Here is a 15332-nt window from a genome sequence, read left to right on the forward strand (position 1 = left end):
GGACTCCATCATCACCACCACCGCAATCGCGCGACGCAGGTGCGGCAGCGTGATGTAGAAGAACAGCGAGATCGCACCCGCGCCGTCGATCTTCGCGGCTTCCTTCTGCTCCTGGTCGAGCGACTGGATCGCCGTGAAAAGGATCAGGAACGCGAACGGCAGCCATTGCCACGCCACGATCAGGATGACCGCGAACAGCGGGTATTCGGCGAACCAGTCGATCGGCGTCATGCCCAGCGAACGCATCGCGATGGCGACGAGGCCGTACACCGGATGCAGGATCATGTTCTTCCAGATCAGCGCGCTCACCGTGGGCATCACGAAGAACGGCGCGATCGCAAAGAGGCGCGCGACGCCCATGCCGACGAACTTGCGGTCGAACAGCACCGCCATCAGCACGCCGCCGATCACGGTGATCGCCAGCACGACCACGATCAGCACGATGGTGTGCACGATCGACGGCAGGAACGAGGGGTCGGTCGCGAGGAACTTGTAGTTGTCGATGCCCGCGAAACCCTTGAGATCGGGATTGAGCAGGTTATAGCGCGTGAACGAATACCAGATCGTCATGGCGAGCGGAATCGTCATCCACAACAGCAGGATGGCGACCGACGGCGAGACGAGCCAGCGTGACGCCGAGCGGCGGGTTTCCACCTGCTGCGTAGTCGGCTTGGGCGCTCGGGTTCGATTGAATAGGGGCATGTGGAGATGGAGATGACGCATGAGGACCACCCTTCTCTGTTGCGCGCCATGCGGGGGCAAGGCGCCGCGTCCGGCTTCGCTGAATACGCACGCGGCCTGGTGGACGCGTACGTATTCAGCTTTAAGGCTTACGTTTAAGGCTTACTTCTGATATCCGGCTTGAGCGACTGCGCGGTCGGCGGCAGCGTTGCCCGCCGTGAGCGCCTGGTCGACGCTCATCTGGCCCGCCACTGCACCGGCAATGCTCTGGCCCACGACCGTACCGAACGACTGGAATTCAGGAATCCCGACGAACTGCACGCCCGTATACGGCACCGGCTTGGCGGTCGGATGGTTCGGATCGGCGGTCTGGATCGCCTTCAGCACGAAGTCCGAGAACGGCGCGGCCTGTTTGTACTCGGGGCGCTGATAGGTCGATACGCGCGTGCCCGACGGCACCGAGGCCCAGCCTTCATCCTTCGCGACCATTTCGATGTACTGCTTCGACGTGGCCCATTCGATGAACTTCTTCGCGGCGTCCTGCGACTTCGACGACTTCGGCACCGCCAGCGCCCACGACCACAGCCAGTGCGCGCCGTTCGGCGTCACCGCGGTCGGCGCGGCGGCGAAGCCGATCTTGTCGGCCACCTGCGACTGCGACTTGTTGTAGAGAATGCCGGCGGCCACCGTCGCGTCGATCCACATGGCGCACTTGCCCGACGACATCAGCGTGAGGTTTTCGTTGAAGCCGTTCGAGCTCGCTCCCGGAGGGCCGTCCTTCTTGAGCATGTCGACGTAGAAGTTGACCGCCTTCTTCCATTCCGGCGTCGTGAGCTGCGCGTGCCACTTCTCGTCGAACCAGCGGCCGCCGAAGGTGTTCACCACCGTCGTCACGTAGGCCATGTTCTCGCCCCAGCCCGCCTTGCCGCGCAAGCAGATGCCGTAGGTGCCCGCCGACTTGTCGGTGAGCTTGTCGGCAAAGTCCTTGATCTGGTCGTAGGTCGGCTGGTCGGGCATTTTCAGGCCCTTGGCCGCGAACAGATCCTTGCGGTAATACGTCATCGAGCTTTCGACGTAGAACGGCAGCGCGTAGAGCGTGCCGTTGTACGAGAGACCGTCACGCGCGGTCTTCACGACATCGTTGAGATCGTAGTCGGCGGGCAGGCCCGTCATCGGCGCGAGCCAGCCGCGCTTGCCCCACTGCGGCGCTTCGTACGTGCCAATCATCATCACGTCGAACTGGCCGCTATTGGTCGTGATGTCGGTCGTGGCGCGCTGGCGCAGCACGTTTTCTTCGAGAATCACCCAGTTCAGCTTGATGCCCGGATTGGCCTTCTCGAAGGCCGGCGAGAGCTTCTTCAGCTCGATCATGTCCGGGTTGTTCAACATCGCGACGGTGACGGTCTGCGCGTGCGCGGCACCGGCCGCGGCGATCAGCGCGCCCGCGCTGACGGTACGCAGCACGGTCTTGAAAGCGGGTTTCATGGCGTTGTCTCCTTTGTTTGTTACGTTATGTCGTGCTGCCTGAATTGCCGTCTGAGGTGCTTCCTGAATTGCTGACTGCGTTGCTGCCTGCGTTGAACTCGCGTGGATTCAACTCATCCAGTTGCCGCCGTCCACGTTCAGCGTCTGCGCGGTGATGTAATCGGCGTCGTTCGAGGCGAGAAAGAGCGCCGCGCCCGTGAGATCTTCGGGCAGGCCCATGCGACCGAGCGGCACTTCCTCGCCGACGAGCCGCTTCTTCTCGCCCAGCGGCCGATGCTCGTAGCGCGCGAACAGCGCATCCACCTGCTCCCACATCGGCGTATCCACGACGCCCGGCGCGATGCCGTTCACGTTGATCTTGTGCGGCGCGAGCGCGAGCGCCGCCGACTGCGTGTAGCTGAGCACCGCCGCCTTGGTTGCACAGTAGTGCGAAACGAGTGCCTCGCCGCGTCGTCCCGCCTGCGAGGACATATTGATGATCTTGCCGCCGTGGCCCTGCTCCACCATGCGGCGCGCGACGGCCTGCATCAGGAAGAACATGCCCTTCACGTTGACCGAGAAGAGCCGGTCGTAGATATCCCAGGATTCGTCGAGCAGCGGACGCATGTCGAACAGCGCCGCGTTGTTGAAGAGTATGTCGATGCGGCCGAAATGGCCAACCGCATCGCTGACGATGCGCTCGATGTCCTCGCGGCGCGTGACGTCGGCGCTGAGCGCGAGCACGCGTTCGGGGAACGCTTCGCGCAGCGCGGGCGCGATGGCATCGGCCGGCTTCACGTCGACGAGCACGCAACGCGCGCCCTCGTCCAGATAGCGGCGCGCGACCGCCTCGCCGATGCCGCTTGCCGCGCCGGTCAGCACGGCCACCTTGTCCTGCAAACGTCCTGCCGCCGGGTACGCGGAATGTGCCACAGGTTTGTCTCCAATGTCGTCCACGCCGATAAGCCAACACCGTGTCTAACCAGGCTTTCGACCTGAACACTCGCTCACCGCATGAACATTTGCTCTCTTGGTGGTCGAATGATCGGATACGCACGCACACATGTCAAGGCGGACAAACGCCATCGCAGCGGATTTCGATGGTGCGACGCGCAAGCCGCCCGTCCAGCGCCTTCGAGCGAGCATTTCCCGCGCCCGCCCGCGCGTCTTTTCAATATGTCGTAACCGTTCGTTCGCGCGAGCACCGTTGACCTCGCTCGCCTTGTTTCACGTTACGTTATATCATCGCGTCTCGACGGATTTTTACCTTCTCCAGACCATCCAGCCCTTTATCGGATGTCTTCCGGAAACCGTTCTCACGCCTCGCTCTCGTCAAGGATAGAACCATGCTCGCATTCCACCGCGCGACGCCGCGCACGCGCGCACGCCCAGCACGCTCAACACGCGCCGCCACGCTTGCGCCCGTCGTCCGTTCGGCCGTGGCCGCCGTGCTCGCCCTTGGCGCGCTGTTCGGCCCGGCGGCGGCGCACGCCGCGGATACGGCGATCACCGTCGTCGCTGCCGAGAACTTCTACGGCGACGTGGTCAAACAGATCGGCGGCGCGTACGTGAACGTGACGAGCATCCTGAGCAATCCCGACCAGGATCCGCACCTGTTCGAAGCGAGCCCGAAGACCGCGCGCGCACTCCAGCACGCGCGCGTCGTGGTGTACAACGGCGCGGACTACGATCCGTGGATGACGAAGCTGCTGGGCGCGACCGCCAGCCAGAGCAGCCAGCGCGCGGTCATCGTCGCGGCGGATCTCGTCGGCAGGAAGCCGGGCGACAATCCGCACCTCTGGTACGACCCGCAGACCATGCCCGCCGTCGCGCGCGCCGTGGGCGCGGCGCTCGATGCGGCAGACCCCGCGCACAAGAGCGTGTACGATGCGAACCTTGCAACGTTTCTCGGTTCGCTCAAGCCCATCGACGCGAAGGTCGCGGCGCTGCGCGCGCAGTACAAAGGTCAGCCGGTAACGGCCACGGAACCGGTGTTCGGCTATATGTCCGATGCGATCGGCCTCGATATGCGCAACCTGCGCTTCCAGTTGGCGGCAATGAACGACACCGAGGCGAGCGCCTCCGATATCGCCGCCTTCGAGCGCGACCTGCGCGAGCGCCGCGTGCGTGTGCTGATCTACAACAGCCAGGCGACCGAAGCGCTCACGCGCCGCATGCTCGGCCTCGCGCAGCAGTCGAAGGTGCCGACGGTCAGCGTGACGGAAACGCAGCCCGCGGGCGTGAACTTCCAGCAATGGATGCTTGCGCAGCTCGATTCGCTGGGCAAGGCGCTCGCCACCCGGTAAGCACTCAAGCACTAAACAACACGCAGTCAGCAGGGAACAGAAGCAATGACCGAAGCCGCGCCCGCTTCACAACCGGCGTCTCAATCATCCAGCCACCGCGCGCCGCAGCCGGTGCTCACCGTCGCGGGCGTGACGCTCACGCTCGGCGAGCGCACGATCCTGCGCGATGCCAACTTCGCCGTGAACCAGGGCGAGTTCATCGGCGTGCTCGGGCCGAACGGCGCGGGCAAGACCACGCTGATGCGATCGATCCTCGGCCTCGTCCCCGCTTCGCGCGGCGCGATCCGCGTGCTCGGCGAGCCGGTGGCGCGCGGCAATCCGAAGATCGGCTACATGCCGCAGACGCGCACGGCGCTCGCGAGCCGCCGCATTCGCGGGCGCGACTTCGTGGCGATGGCCGCCGACGGCCACCGCTGGGGCCTGCCGCGCGCCGACGCCGCCACACGCGCCGACGTCGAGCGCGTGCTCGACCTGGTGGGCGCAACGAAGCTGGCCGACCGGCCGCTGTCCGAGCTTTCCGGCGGCGAGCGCCAGCGTCTGCTGCTCGCGCAATGCCTGCTGGGCGACCCCAAGCTGCTGCTGCTCGACGAGCCGCTCATCAGCCTCGACCCGCATCATCAGCGCGGCGTGGTCGAACTCGTGCGGCGCGTGCAGCGCGAGCTTGGCATCGCGGTGCTGTTCTCGGCGCACGAACTCAATCCGCTGCTCAACGCGCTCGACCGCGTGCTGTACCTGGGCAACGGCGTGGCGGCGCTCGGCAGCGTCGACGAAGTCATCACCGCGCCGGTGCTCTCGCGCCTCTATGGCTCGCCTATCGAGGTGATGCGCATGAAGGGCCGCATTTTCGTGATGTCGGGCGACGTCGAAGTCGAAAAGCACGACCACGAACACGAGCATGACCACGCTCACCCGCATGGTCACGATCACGGCCATGAGCATGGCCACACGCACGCGAATTCGCACGATCACAACAACAACGCCCACGGCCATTCGCACGATGCTTGATTACGATTTCATGGTGAACGCCTTCGCGGCGTCGGGCATCGTCGCGGTGCTCGCGGGCATCGTCGGCTACTTCCTGGTGATGCGCGGCCAGACCTTCGCGGGTCACGCGCTCTCTCACGTGGGTTTCACGGGCGCGACGGGCGCCGTGCTGCTCGGCATTTCGCCGATGTGGGGCATGGTCGGCTTCACGCTCGTCGCGGGCGTGTCGATGGGCGCGCTCGGCGAAAAGCTCGCGGGCCGCGATGTGGCCATCGGCGTGATTCTTTCGCTCGCGCTCGGCTTTGGCCTGCTGTTCCTGCACTTCTTCACCGCTTACGCCACCCAGGTCACGTCGCTGCTGTTCGGCAACGTGCTGGGCGTGAACCGCGAGACGCTCGGCGCGCTTGCGGTGCTCGCCGTGGCAAGTCTCGCGGCGCTCGCGGCGATCATGCGTCCGCTGCTGTTCGCCTCGCTGCAGCCTGAACTGGCCGAAGCCAAGGGCGTGTCGCTGCGCCTCGTGTCGGTGCTGTTCCTCGCCATCGCGGCGCTGGCCGTGGCGGCCTGCACGCAGATCGTCGGCGTGCTGCTGGTGTTCACGCTGATGGTCGGCCCCGCCGCCGCCGCGCAGAACCTCACGACACGCCTGTCGGTGGGCCTCGTGCTCGCGGCGTTGCTGGCGCTCGCGCAGGCGTGGATCGGCGTGACGCTCGCCTTCTACACCGACTGGCCGACGAGCTTCTGGATCACCGCCCTCGCCGCGCTGGTGTATGGCGCGAGCCTGCTGCGGCGACGTTGAGCGCACGCGCTGCGATTCGATTCGATTCGATTCGATTCGATTCGATTCGATCAAAGCAAAACGGCGTTGCCCCGCAAGGCGCAACGCCGTTTTTGCATGCTCGCTCGGCGTCAGCCGTCGCCCATGATGAGACGCAGACGGCGCGACTCGCCGGCATGCGCGAGCAGATCCTCAAAGCGCTGATCCGCTAGCCGCGTAAGTGCCGCCGTGGCGTCCGGCGTAGCGATATCGAGACCGCGCAGCACGTCCTGATCCGCGCCTGCATCGCTGTTCAGGTGCAGATAGCGCTCGCGCAATTCGCGCGCGCAAGTGGCCTGCGCCATACGTTCCTGCGCCTCCATGCTCAGCGCGAGCGCGGGCTGCGCCCAGGCGAGGCCGCGCAGCGGCAGACGGCTCGGCACGCTGCGATGACGCACGCCCGTGGTGCCGACGCTCAACATGCGCACCGGCACACCACGCCGCTGCGCCTGGGTCAACGCATGCGCGTCAGGACAATTGGCGGCGAGACCGCCATCGACATGCCAGTCGTCATCGAGCAGCAGCGCGGGGAAATGCGCGGGCGCCGCCGATGTCGCGCGCGCGGCTTCGAGCAAGGTGCAGGTATCGGCGTCGTCGCCCGCGAGACCCCTGCTGCGCAGCAGGCGCAATTCGCCCAGCGACCAGCTCACGGTGGTGAGCATGAGCGGCCGGTCGATCTCGCTCAGGCGCTTGGCCGCCCAGCCGTCCAGGCACGCGACGATGGCGCGTTCGAGCGGCCCGGCTGCGTAGACTTTTTCGCTCAGGAGCTTGCGCAAGCTGCGCAGCGACAGCTTCGGGAAAATGGTTGGCCCCCACTGCGCGAGCATCGCGTAGAGTTCGCGCGCGCTCACGCCCGCAGCCAGACCCGCCGCGAGAATGCCACCCACCGATGTTCCGGCAATCACGTCAAAGCGCGCGCCAATCGGCGTATCGACATCGCCGAAGCGCTCGCTTGCTTCGATGCGCGCCAGCAGCCGCGCCGTATAGAGGCCGCGATAGCCGCCGCCCGACAGGCTCAGCACGCGCGTGCAGGCGGGCGCCGGGGTGAGCCGGCCGTCGGGCACCCGGAACTGGTCGTCCAAGAGCTTAAACCTCGAGCAGGGACACGACTTCCACCTGGAGCTTGCGCAGCTCGCGGTGGTACGTCTCCTCGGGTTCGACCAGCGTGCAGCCGTTGGCGACCGCCGTGGCGATCACCATGCGCGTGTCCTGGCCGACCGCATGGCGCTGGCCGCCCTTTTCGATTTCGAGTGGGTGATGGCCGCGCCACTGCTGCCACTCGGCGGCCTCGTTTTCGGCGAACGGCAGCATCACGGAACCATCGTCCACGAGCGCGGCCAGGCGCGCTTCGAGCGCCTTCTTGAACGCCGCGCGGCGCGGCTCGCTGGTCTTGTGCTGGGCAATCACCTGGCGCGCGGCCGCGACGCTGATGACGCTCAGGTTGATGTCGCGCGCCTTCACCCCGCCTTCGATCCATTTGCGCGAGGCGGTGTCTTCAATGCACATGTCGATGAGCGTATTTGTGCCCAGCAGGAATCTCGGCATGAACGGCCTGTGTTTTTGACTTCGTTATTCGTGCCGCGCCACTTAAGCGCGAGTGCGTATCTTTGAGACCTCGGGTTGCGACCTTAGTTTGTGGCCTTAGCGCGGCACGCGGTAGTGATCCTCGGCGTCGATGGAGACGTCGCGCGGCAGCTTGCCGGTGGCGGCCACCGACGGCAGCCCGGCGAACACTTCCGCCACGGTGCGGTCGCTGACCGTGTTCGACATGAGCGCGACCGCCTGGTCGAGGCCCAGGATAATGAACGGCTCGGGGCCTTGATTGACGATCTCGACCGAGCCCGACTTCACGCGCTTGAGCACGCTCGAATAATTCGTCTTGAACGCCGAAATGGGCGTGCCCGCCGTGTCCACGTTGGTGGCGCCCACGCGCGCGGCAATCGCCTTCACGGCCGCCTGGAAATCGACCTTGCGTCGCTCGGCGGTTTCCTTGCTGGCTTTCGGATCGATAAGGGATGCGGGCATGGCCGTGTACTCCAGAAAAAAGATCAACCTGACCAGATGATAGTACCAAGTTGACCAGATTTCAAAGTTTCGCACGGGGTCGGATTCCCTGCCCGCAGCCCTTCTCGCGACGCCCTCTTTGGCTTACTTCAGCAGCACGCGCGCGTGATGCGCGAGGTGGTCTTCGATAAAGCTCTGGATGAAGAAATAGCCGTGGTCGTAGCCCTCGTGGCGACGCAGCGTGAGCGGCTGGCCGGCGGCGGCGCAGGCGGCCTCGAACACGTCCGGGTTGAGCTGGTTAGGCAGGAACGCATCGGCCAGGCCCTGATCGACGAGGATGCCTTCCTCGAACTTGCGCACGGCCTTGCCGACCAGTTCGCTTGCGTCGTACTGCTTCCACGCTTCGCGGTCGTCGCCCAGATAACCCGAGAACGCCTTCTCACCCCACGGGCAGCGCGTGGGCGCGGCGATGGGCGCGAACGCCGACACCGAGCGATAGATCGCGGGATTGCGCAGCGCCAGCGTGAGCGCGCCATGGCCGCCCATCGAATGGCCGAAGATGCCCAGGCGCTCGCCGTCGATGGGCAGGTTCGTGGTGACCGCTTCGCGCAGTTCGTCGCGTACGTAGCTGCCCATGCGCCAGTGCTTCGCCCACGGCTCCTGCGTGGCGTCGAGATAAAAGCCCGCGCCCACGCCGAAGTCCCACGCATCGGCCTCGCCCGGCACGTTCGCGCCGCGCGGGCTGGTGTCCGGCGCGATCAGCGCGATGCCGTGCTGCGCGGCGAAGCGCTGCGCGCCCGCCTTGATCGGGAAAGTTTCTTCCGTGCAGGTCAGGCCCGCGAGGTAGAACAGCCCAGGCACCTTCTGCGCGCGCGCCTGCGGCGGCAGGTAGACCGAGAAGCGCATCGGCAGGCCGATCGTTTCGGATTCGTGTTTGTAGATGCGCTGCACGCCGTCGTAGCAGGCGTGTTCTTCAATCAGGATCAGCATGGTTTCTCCGTGATTACCGTGTTCGTTGTTGTCGATGGCGCTTAGCTCAGGCGGCGGGGAACCACGTCCGCACGCGGCCATAGAGATCGATGAAGCGCGCGTAGCGCTGTGCCAATGCGGCGTCCTCGCGCGGCTGCGCGACGCGCGTCGCGGCGGGCGCGAGCGCCGCGAGTTCATCCATGCGCCAATGCCCGCAGGCCACGCCGCCAAGCAGCGCCGCGCCGCGCGTGGCCGCGTTCGGGCAATCGATGGCGTCGAGCTGCGCACCCAGCACATCGGCGAGCAGTTGCCGCCAGCGCGGATCCACCGAGCCGCCGCCCGCGAGCTTGAGCGTCGCGATGGGCGCATCAAGCGCGCCGTTTTCTTCACTGATGCGGGCTTCGCGCAGCGCATCGAGGCCCGCGCGCAACGCGAAGGCCACGCCTTCGAAGGCCGCGCGCATCAGCATGCCGCGCGTGTCGCCGATGCCCGCGCCGAGCCAGCCGCCACGCGCCGACGGATCGAGCCACGGCGAGCGCTCGCCGCTCAAATACGGCAGGAACGCGAGCGTGGGCGACGGCGGCGCGGCAAACGCGTCTTCATAAGCCTGCGCCCAATCGTAGGCAAGCCAGCCACGCGCCGCTTCGAGCGCGACGCCCACGTTCTGCATCGCGGCCATCGCATACCAGCCGCCGCTTGCGGATCGATAGCGATGCAGGCCGCGCCGCGCAGGCGGCGTCGTGCGCGCGGTGACGAGAATCTGGCCGCCCGTGCCGGTGGTGAGCAGGGCGTCGCCGTCTTCATGCAGGCCGCTGCCCAGCGCCGCGCAAGGCGTGTCGCCCGCGCCAGTCGCGAGCACGACGCCCGCAGGCACGCCGAGCGCACGCGCGGCGTCGGCTGCGAGCGTGCCGCTCGCAGCGCCCGATGCCGCCAGCGGCGCGAACCAGCGCGCGGGCAAGCCCAGCCGCTCGATCAAGGCGAGATCCCACCTGCCATCCGGCGCGGCAAGCGCGGTCGCGCAGGCATCCGAGGGATCGGCGACGAACGCCTCCTGCGCCGCGCCCGCGAGACGCACGCGCAACCAGTCCTTCGGTTGCAGCGCCCAACGCGCACTAGCAGCGGTCGCCGATTCGTTTGCCAGCAGCCAGCGCAGCAACGGCCCGGCCATGCCCGGCGCAACAGGATTCGACGCCGCGCCTTCGCTGTCGTCCTGCCACGCATCGAGCAGCGCATGCGCGCGCGTGTCGGGCCACAGCATCGCGGGACGCAGCGCGCGGCCCGCCGCATCGGTGAGCACGACGCCGTGCATCTGCCCGGAAAAGCCAATCCCGCGCACCGCCGCGCGTTCGTCTTCGGGCAAGCGCGCGCAGGCTTCGATCAGCGCGCGCCACCAGCGCTCGACATCGATTTCGGCCCAGCCGGGCTGAGGTGTATCGAGCGTATAAGCGACGCTCGCGACGGCGCGCTCGACGCCCGCCTCATCGACGAGCGCCACTTTGAGCGAACCAGTGCCAAGATCGATGCCGAGAAAGCGGGTCTGCGATGCGTTCATGCGAAGCAATGGAAGTGAGGTTTGAGAGCACGCGCGCGACGCAACGAGGGCTGGATCGCGGCGGCCAGAACAGCCATGATAGCGATACCATTTGTCAGTCGCGAGCGCTCCGCGCAGACGATCTGGACGACGGATTCACGCACGCCCGGATCGATGCCGATTCGACCCAGTTCGCACGCGTTCACAGCCTGTTCGCGGGTTAACCCGGTGGCTTGTCGCGCGATGCAAAATCGCTCACATGCGGAAAGCGAAATATAGATCATAACGGTGCGACCATGCCCGGCATGCCCCGCCGCGCTTCTTTCCGTTAGCGACAATCCGCCAACCGTCTCGCGCACGCCATCGCGCAAACTCCACGCAAAAGCGCCGAAATCCTTTCCAGCGCCTGAAAAACAGCCCTAACGCCGCCTGACGGCGTCACGCACGCTCGCCCGCGACGCGCCGCAACATCGCCGCGCGCACCTCGCGAGGCCCGATTGCCCACCGATAAAACGCGCCGCGCGCCCCGCGCGCATATCGCCCCCGGAAAGCACGGAATAGTCCCCAGCGGTCTTGTTGCTTATTTTCGTCCCGCATACCTTGGAGGCCATATTCCCAAACGAAGATGGAGAGAGACGACATGCATCCCCAGGGTATCGAAAGGGAGCAGGCCCAGTCCCGACAGCGTGGCCGCGACCAGGTTCACCCGGTTGACGAGCGCCTGCCGTTCGGCCAGCTTCTCACGCTCGGCATTCAGCACGTGCTCGTGATGTACGCGGGCGCTGTTGCCGTGCCGCTCATCGTCGGCGGCGCCGTTGGCCTGCCGAAAGACCAGGTGGCCTTCCTCATCAGCGCCGACCTGTTCGCCTGCGGCATCGCCACGCTGATCCAGACGCTCGGCCTGTGGATCTTCGGCATCCGCCTGCCCGTCATCATGGGCTGCACGTTCGCCTCGGTCGGGCCGATGATCGCCATCGGCACCAATCCGCAGCTCGGCATTCTCGACATCTTCGGTTCGACCATCGCGGCGGGCGCGATCGGCATTGTGATCGCCCCGCTGATCGGCAAGCTGCTGCGCTTCTTCCCGCCCGTCGTCGTGGGCACGGTGATCGCCGTGATCGGCCTCTCGCTGATGGAAGTGGGCATCAACTGGGCGGCGGGCGGCGTGGGCAATCCGCATTACGGCGACCCGATCTATCTCGGCCTCTCGCTGCTCGTGCTGATGCTGATCCTGCTCATCAACAAGTTCGGCCGTGGCTTCGTCGCCAATATTTCCGTGCTGCTCGGCATCGTCGCGGGCTTCGCGATTGCGCTGGCGCTCGGCCGCGTGAGCCTCGACGGCGTCACGCACGCACCGTGGGTCGGCTTCGTCATGCCGTTCCACTTCGGCATGCCGAAGTTCCACATCCTGCCGATCGTGACGATGATGATCGTGATGTTCGTGACCTTCATCGAATCGACGGGCATGTTCCTCGCCGTCGGCGACATGGTCGAACGTCCGGTCGATCAGGCAACGCTCGTACGCGGCCTGCGCGTCGACGGCCTGGGCACGATGATCGGCGGCATCTTCAACTCGTTCCCGCATACCTCGTTCTCGCAGAACGTCGGCCTGATCGGCGTGACGGGCGTGAAGAGCCGCTATGTCTGCGCGATGGGCGGCGTGATCCTGGTGCTGCTCGGCCTGTTCCCGAAGATGGCGCAGATGGTCGCGTCGGTGCCGCCGTTCGTGCTCGGCGGCGCGGGCCTGGTGATGTTCGGCATGGTGGCCGCGAACGGCATCAAGGTGCTCTCGAAGGTCGATTTCGTGAAGAACCAGCACAACCTGTTCATCGTCGCGGTGAGCGTGGGCTTCGGCCTCGTGCCGGTGGTCTCGCCGCACTTCTTCGCGCAACTGCCGCCGGCGCTTTCGCCGATCCTGCATAGCGGCATCCTGCTGGCCTCGGTTTCGGCAGTGATCCTGAACATCATCTTCAACGGCGTGAAGAGCGAGCGCGCCGCCGAACGCGATATCCGCCGCGCCGGTCACGATCTCGAAGGCAGCCACGCACACGGCGCGCCGGAAACCGGCCACGAAATGCAGCGCACCGCTGCGCACTGAACTCACCAGTCGCACAGATGGGCACACCGAGTCGACGCGAGAGGTGCCCCGACCGCGCATAGGGCGCGAGCCGGGGCCTTTTGCTGGTTTGGCGTCACGGGAAACCGTGACGCCTTTTTTATTTCAGGCCGAGCTTCTGGGTGCCGAAATGCAGCCCCGCAACGCCCACCAGGAACGTCACGCTGGCGCGCCCGAACCAGACCCAGAAGTCGACATTGAGATCGAATACGTCGAACGCCCGACGCAGGCAAATGACGCAAAAGATAAAAGAAAGAATCCCGCCGAAAATCATGACAATGGGCACGATACGGCGGGTTCTGGACGTTTGGGACATGGTTTGAGCCTCGACGGAATGCGCGCCCGTCAGGCCGCAATCGCGTGCGTCCTGGCCTCGGACGGAACCGCGCCGTTGTCCACGGCAGCGGCAACGAACACGAACTGCGTCATCAGGCACAAGAAGAAACCGAGCAGTTGCAGGCTGCGCCGGGCAGAGAAAAACGCGCTCTTGCCGCCCACGGTTTGCCGGAACTCTCCCACTCGCGCAATGAACACCGAAGTCGTGACCGATTGCCCGACCGGGCCTTGCATGGCGGTGCGGCTGCCCTGCACGAACCGCGCAAGCAGACATGCGCCGATGAACGCCGTCGCGATGTGAACGCCCGCCACCATGCCGGGCTGCACCACCCCGTCATGAACCTTGAATGGCCCCAGGTTCAGCCCCGCCGAGATTGCCGCGCACAGCAGGCCTGCCGTCCCCGTCGTCAACCATGATCTTTGTCGATTTGTCATTTTTTGCCCCGCGTCTGTGGCGGGCTCGAAGTCGCTTGCCAGAGCGTCCGTTCATTGGTAGCCAGCATTCTCGGCGCACTGCAAAAAAAACGCCACGGTCACCCGTGGCGTTTGTGTTTCGAGGCCTGGTTCAAGCCTCTTGCAACGTAGCGCTGCGATCAGCCTGCCGTCGCTGCCGGCGCCGAAGCCGCCGCCGGTGCGCTGGCCGAGCCGTAGTCGACCGGCGCGTCGGCCGGACGCGGCGTCTCGCCTGCGTGCTCGATCCAGCCGCCGCCGAGTGCGCGATACAGGTCGACGAGGTTGGTCAGGCGCGCAAGGCGCGCCGTGATCAGCGACTGCTGCGACGTGTACAGGCTCGTCTGCGCGGTCAGGACCGGCAGGTAGCTGTCCACACCGTTCTTGTAGCGCAGTTCCGACAGATCGAGGCTGCGCTGATTCGCGAAGGTGCTGCGCTCGAGCGCCCCGATCTGCTGATCGTAGGTGCCGCGCGCGGCGAGACCATCGGCCACTTCACGGAACGCCGACTGGATCGCCTTCTCGTAGTTGGCGATTTCGATGCGCTTCTGCACATTCGCGAGTTGCAGGTTCGCGATGTTCTGGCCGCCTTCGAAGATCGGCAGCGTGACCTGCGGCACGAAACTCCACGCCGCCGTACCCGCCTTGAAGAGACCGCCGAGCGACAGGCTTTCGGTGCCGAACGCCGCCGTCAGCGAGATCTTCGGGAAGAACGCCGCACGCGCCGCGCCAATGTTGGCGTTCGCCGCGAGCAGCGTTTCCTCGGCCTCCATGATGTCCGGACGCCGCGTGAGCAGGTCGGACGGCAGGCCCGCCGGAATGTCGGCGACGAGGTTCTGGCCGTCGAGCGGCAGGCCTTGCGGCAAGTCCGCCGGCAGCGGCTCGCCGATCAGCAGCACGAGTGCGTTTTCGGCCTGCGCGCGGGCGCGCATTTGCGCCTGCAGGTTGGCCTGGGCGTTCTCGACCACGGTCTGCGCCTGACGCAGGTCGAGTTCGGTGCCGGTGCCGGTGTCGAACTGCGCCTTCGTGATGTTGTACGAGTCCTGCGCCGTCTTGAGCGTCTCCTGCGTGACCTTCACGAGGTCGTCGTCGGAGAGCATCGTCAGGTACTGGTCAGCGACCTGCGAGACGAGCGAGATTTCCGCCGCCTTGCGCGCCTGGGCCGTCGACAGGTACTGCGCCAACGCCTGGTCCTTCAGGCTGCGGATACGCCCCCAGAAGTCGATTTCCCACGACGCCTGCAGGCCCACGTTGTAGACGCTGTACGGATTGTTGGCCGCGGTCTGCAAGTCCCTCGGCACCCGTGTGCGCGTGTCCGTGCCCACGCCGTTGATCGCGGGGAACAGATCGGCGCGCGTGATCTGATACTGCGCGCGCGCCGCTTCGACGTTGAGCACCGAAACGCGCAGGTCGCGGTTGTTCTTCAGCGCGATCGCGACCAGTTCCTGCAGACGCGCATCGACGAAGAAGTCGCGCCAGCCGATTTCGGTGGCCGTCGCGCCGTTGGCGCTGTGACCCGCCTGGCCGTTGCCGTCCGTCGCGCCCGGCTGCGTCGCGTAGACGCCGCCTTGCGGGAAGGATTGCGAGACCGGCGCGTCCGGCCGGTGATACCACGGCGCCATCGTGCAGCCCGCCAGGAGCGCTGCCGCTCCTGCAATTACGGATAGTTTATGCATC

The 15332-nt window shown here is 66.0% G+C and carries 16 protein-coding genes; 4 read left to right on the forward strand and 12 right to left on the reverse strand.

The annotated features are described in order from the left end of the window. The 3 genes from BBA01S_RS41770 to BBA01S_RS18925 form a co-directional block, all read right to left on the reverse strand. The coding region (locus BBA01S_RS41770) for a carbohydrate ABC transporter permease (protein ID WP_042297552.1) at positions 1 to 723 on the reverse strand (723 nt) is incomplete at its 3' end. A 120-nt stretch (positions 724 to 843) separates the two neighbouring features. Then, positions 844 to 2166 carry an ABC transporter substrate-binding protein gene (locus BBA01S_RS18920; protein ID WP_027817830.1) on the reverse strand — a complete coding sequence of 441 codons (1323 nt, stop codon included), beginning with the start codon at positions 2164 to 2166 and terminating at the stop codon, positions 844 to 846. Between the two features lie 108 nt (positions 2167 to 2274). Beyond that, positions 2275 to 3078 (reverse strand): L-iditol 2-dehydrogenase, encoded by an 804-nt coding sequence (locus tag BBA01S_RS18925; RefSeq protein ID WP_027817831.1) that lies wholly within the window; start codon positions 3076 to 3078, stop codon positions 2275 to 2277. A gap of 413 nt (positions 3079 to 3491) precedes the next feature. Here BBA01S_RS18925 and BBA01S_RS41775 point away from each other — a divergent pair, with 413 nt between their 5' ends. From BBA01S_RS41775 to BBA01S_RS18940, 3 genes are read left to right on the forward strand one after another with little or no spacing between them, the layout of a single operon-like run. Further along, positions 3492 to 4451: a metal ABC transporter solute-binding protein gene (locus BBA01S_RS41775; RefSeq protein ID WP_084162309.1), complete on the forward strand. Its 960-nt coding sequence runs from the start codon at positions 3492 to 3494 to the stop codon at positions 4449 to 4451. Positions 4452 to 4496: 45 nt separating this feature from the next. Continuing rightward, positions 4497 to 5456, forward strand: a complete 960-nt coding sequence (locus BBA01S_RS18935; RefSeq protein WP_042297533.1) for an ABC transporter ATP-binding protein — start codon at positions 4497 to 4499, stop codon at positions 5454 to 5456. Further along, a complete protein-coding gene (locus tag BBA01S_RS18940; RefSeq protein ID WP_027817833.1) occupies positions 5449 to 6231 on the forward strand; it encodes a metal ABC transporter permease in 783 nt (260 codons plus the stop codon). Before BBA01S_RS18935 ends, BBA01S_RS18940 begins: the two co-directional genes overlap by 8 nt. A 110-nt stretch (positions 6232 to 6341) precedes the next feature. Here BBA01S_RS18940 and BBA01S_RS41780 read toward each other — a convergent pair whose 3' ends face one another. From BBA01S_RS41780 to BBA01S_RS46865, 6 genes are all read right to left on the reverse strand, one after another. Next, positions 6342 to 7331, reverse strand: coding sequence for a patatin-like phospholipase family protein (locus BBA01S_RS41780; RefSeq protein ID WP_052391800.1), 990 nt, complete (start codon positions 7329 to 7331; stop codon positions 6342 to 6344). Positions 7332 to 7335: 4 nt separating this feature from the next. After that, a complete protein-coding gene (locus tag BBA01S_RS18950; RefSeq protein ID WP_027817834.1) occupies positions 7336 to 7794 on the reverse strand; it encodes a PIN domain-containing protein in 459 nt (152 codons plus the stop codon). A 96-nt stretch (positions 7795 to 7890) separates the two neighbouring features. Beyond that, positions 7891 to 8274, reverse strand: a complete 384-nt coding sequence (locus tag BBA01S_RS18955) for a hypothetical protein (protein WP_042297534.1) — start codon at positions 8272 to 8274, stop codon at positions 7891 to 7893. A 123-nt stretch (positions 8275 to 8397) separates the two neighbouring features. Continuing rightward, positions 8398 to 9243 carry an S-formylglutathione hydrolase gene (gene fghA / locus BBA01S_RS18960; RefSeq protein WP_027817836.1) on the reverse strand — a complete coding sequence of 282 codons (846 nt, stop codon included), beginning with the start codon at positions 9241 to 9243 and terminating at the stop codon, positions 8398 to 8400. 46 nt (positions 9244 to 9289) lie between these two features. Continuing rightward, positions 9290 to 10774, reverse strand: coding sequence for a xylulokinase (locus BBA01S_RS18965; protein ID WP_042297535.1), 1485 nt, complete (start codon positions 10772 to 10774; stop codon positions 9290 to 9292). After that, positions 10771 to 11112 (reverse strand): hypothetical protein, encoded by a 342-nt coding sequence (locus BBA01S_RS46865; protein WP_156965989.1) that lies wholly within the window; start codon positions 11110 to 11112, stop codon positions 10771 to 10773. The genes BBA01S_RS18965 and BBA01S_RS46865 overlap by 4 nt, the downstream gene beginning before the upstream one ends. 281 nt (positions 11113 to 11393) lie before the next feature. On the opposite strand from BBA01S_RS46865, the gene BBA01S_RS41785 reads away from it, so the two are divergent. Continuing rightward, positions 11394 to 12851 carry a nucleobase:cation symporter-2 family protein gene (locus BBA01S_RS41785; RefSeq protein WP_042297536.1) on the forward strand — a complete coding sequence of 486 codons (1458 nt, stop codon included), beginning with the start codon at positions 11394 to 11396 and terminating at the stop codon, positions 12849 to 12851. A gap of 118 nt (positions 12852 to 12969) precedes the next feature. Here BBA01S_RS41785 and BBA01S_RS18985 read toward each other — a convergent pair whose 3' ends face one another. From BBA01S_RS18985 to BBA01S_RS18995, 3 genes are all read right to left on the reverse strand, one after another. After that, positions 12970 to 13185, reverse strand: a complete 216-nt coding sequence (locus tag BBA01S_RS18985; protein ID WP_052391801.1) for a hypothetical protein — start codon at positions 13183 to 13185, stop codon at positions 12970 to 12972. A 29-nt stretch (positions 13186 to 13214) separates the two neighbouring features. Further along, entirely contained in the window at positions 13215 to 13640 is a 426-nt protein-coding gene (locus BBA01S_RS41790) for a hypothetical protein (RefSeq protein WP_156965990.1), read from the reverse strand. A gap of 158 nt (positions 13641 to 13798) precedes the next feature. Then, on the reverse strand, positions 13799 to 15331 hold the full coding sequence (locus BBA01S_RS18995) for an efflux transporter outer membrane subunit (RefSeq protein WP_156965991.1): 1533 nt from the start codon (positions 15329 to 15331) through the stop codon (positions 13799 to 13801). Between the last annotated feature and the right edge of the window lies 1 nt (position 15332).

It is taken from the genome of Paraburkholderia bannensis NBRC 103871, from assembly GCF_000685015.1.
In the GTDB taxonomy this organism is placed as follows: domain Bacteria; phylum Pseudomonadota; class Gammaproteobacteria; order Burkholderiales; family Burkholderiaceae; genus Paraburkholderia; species Paraburkholderia bannensis.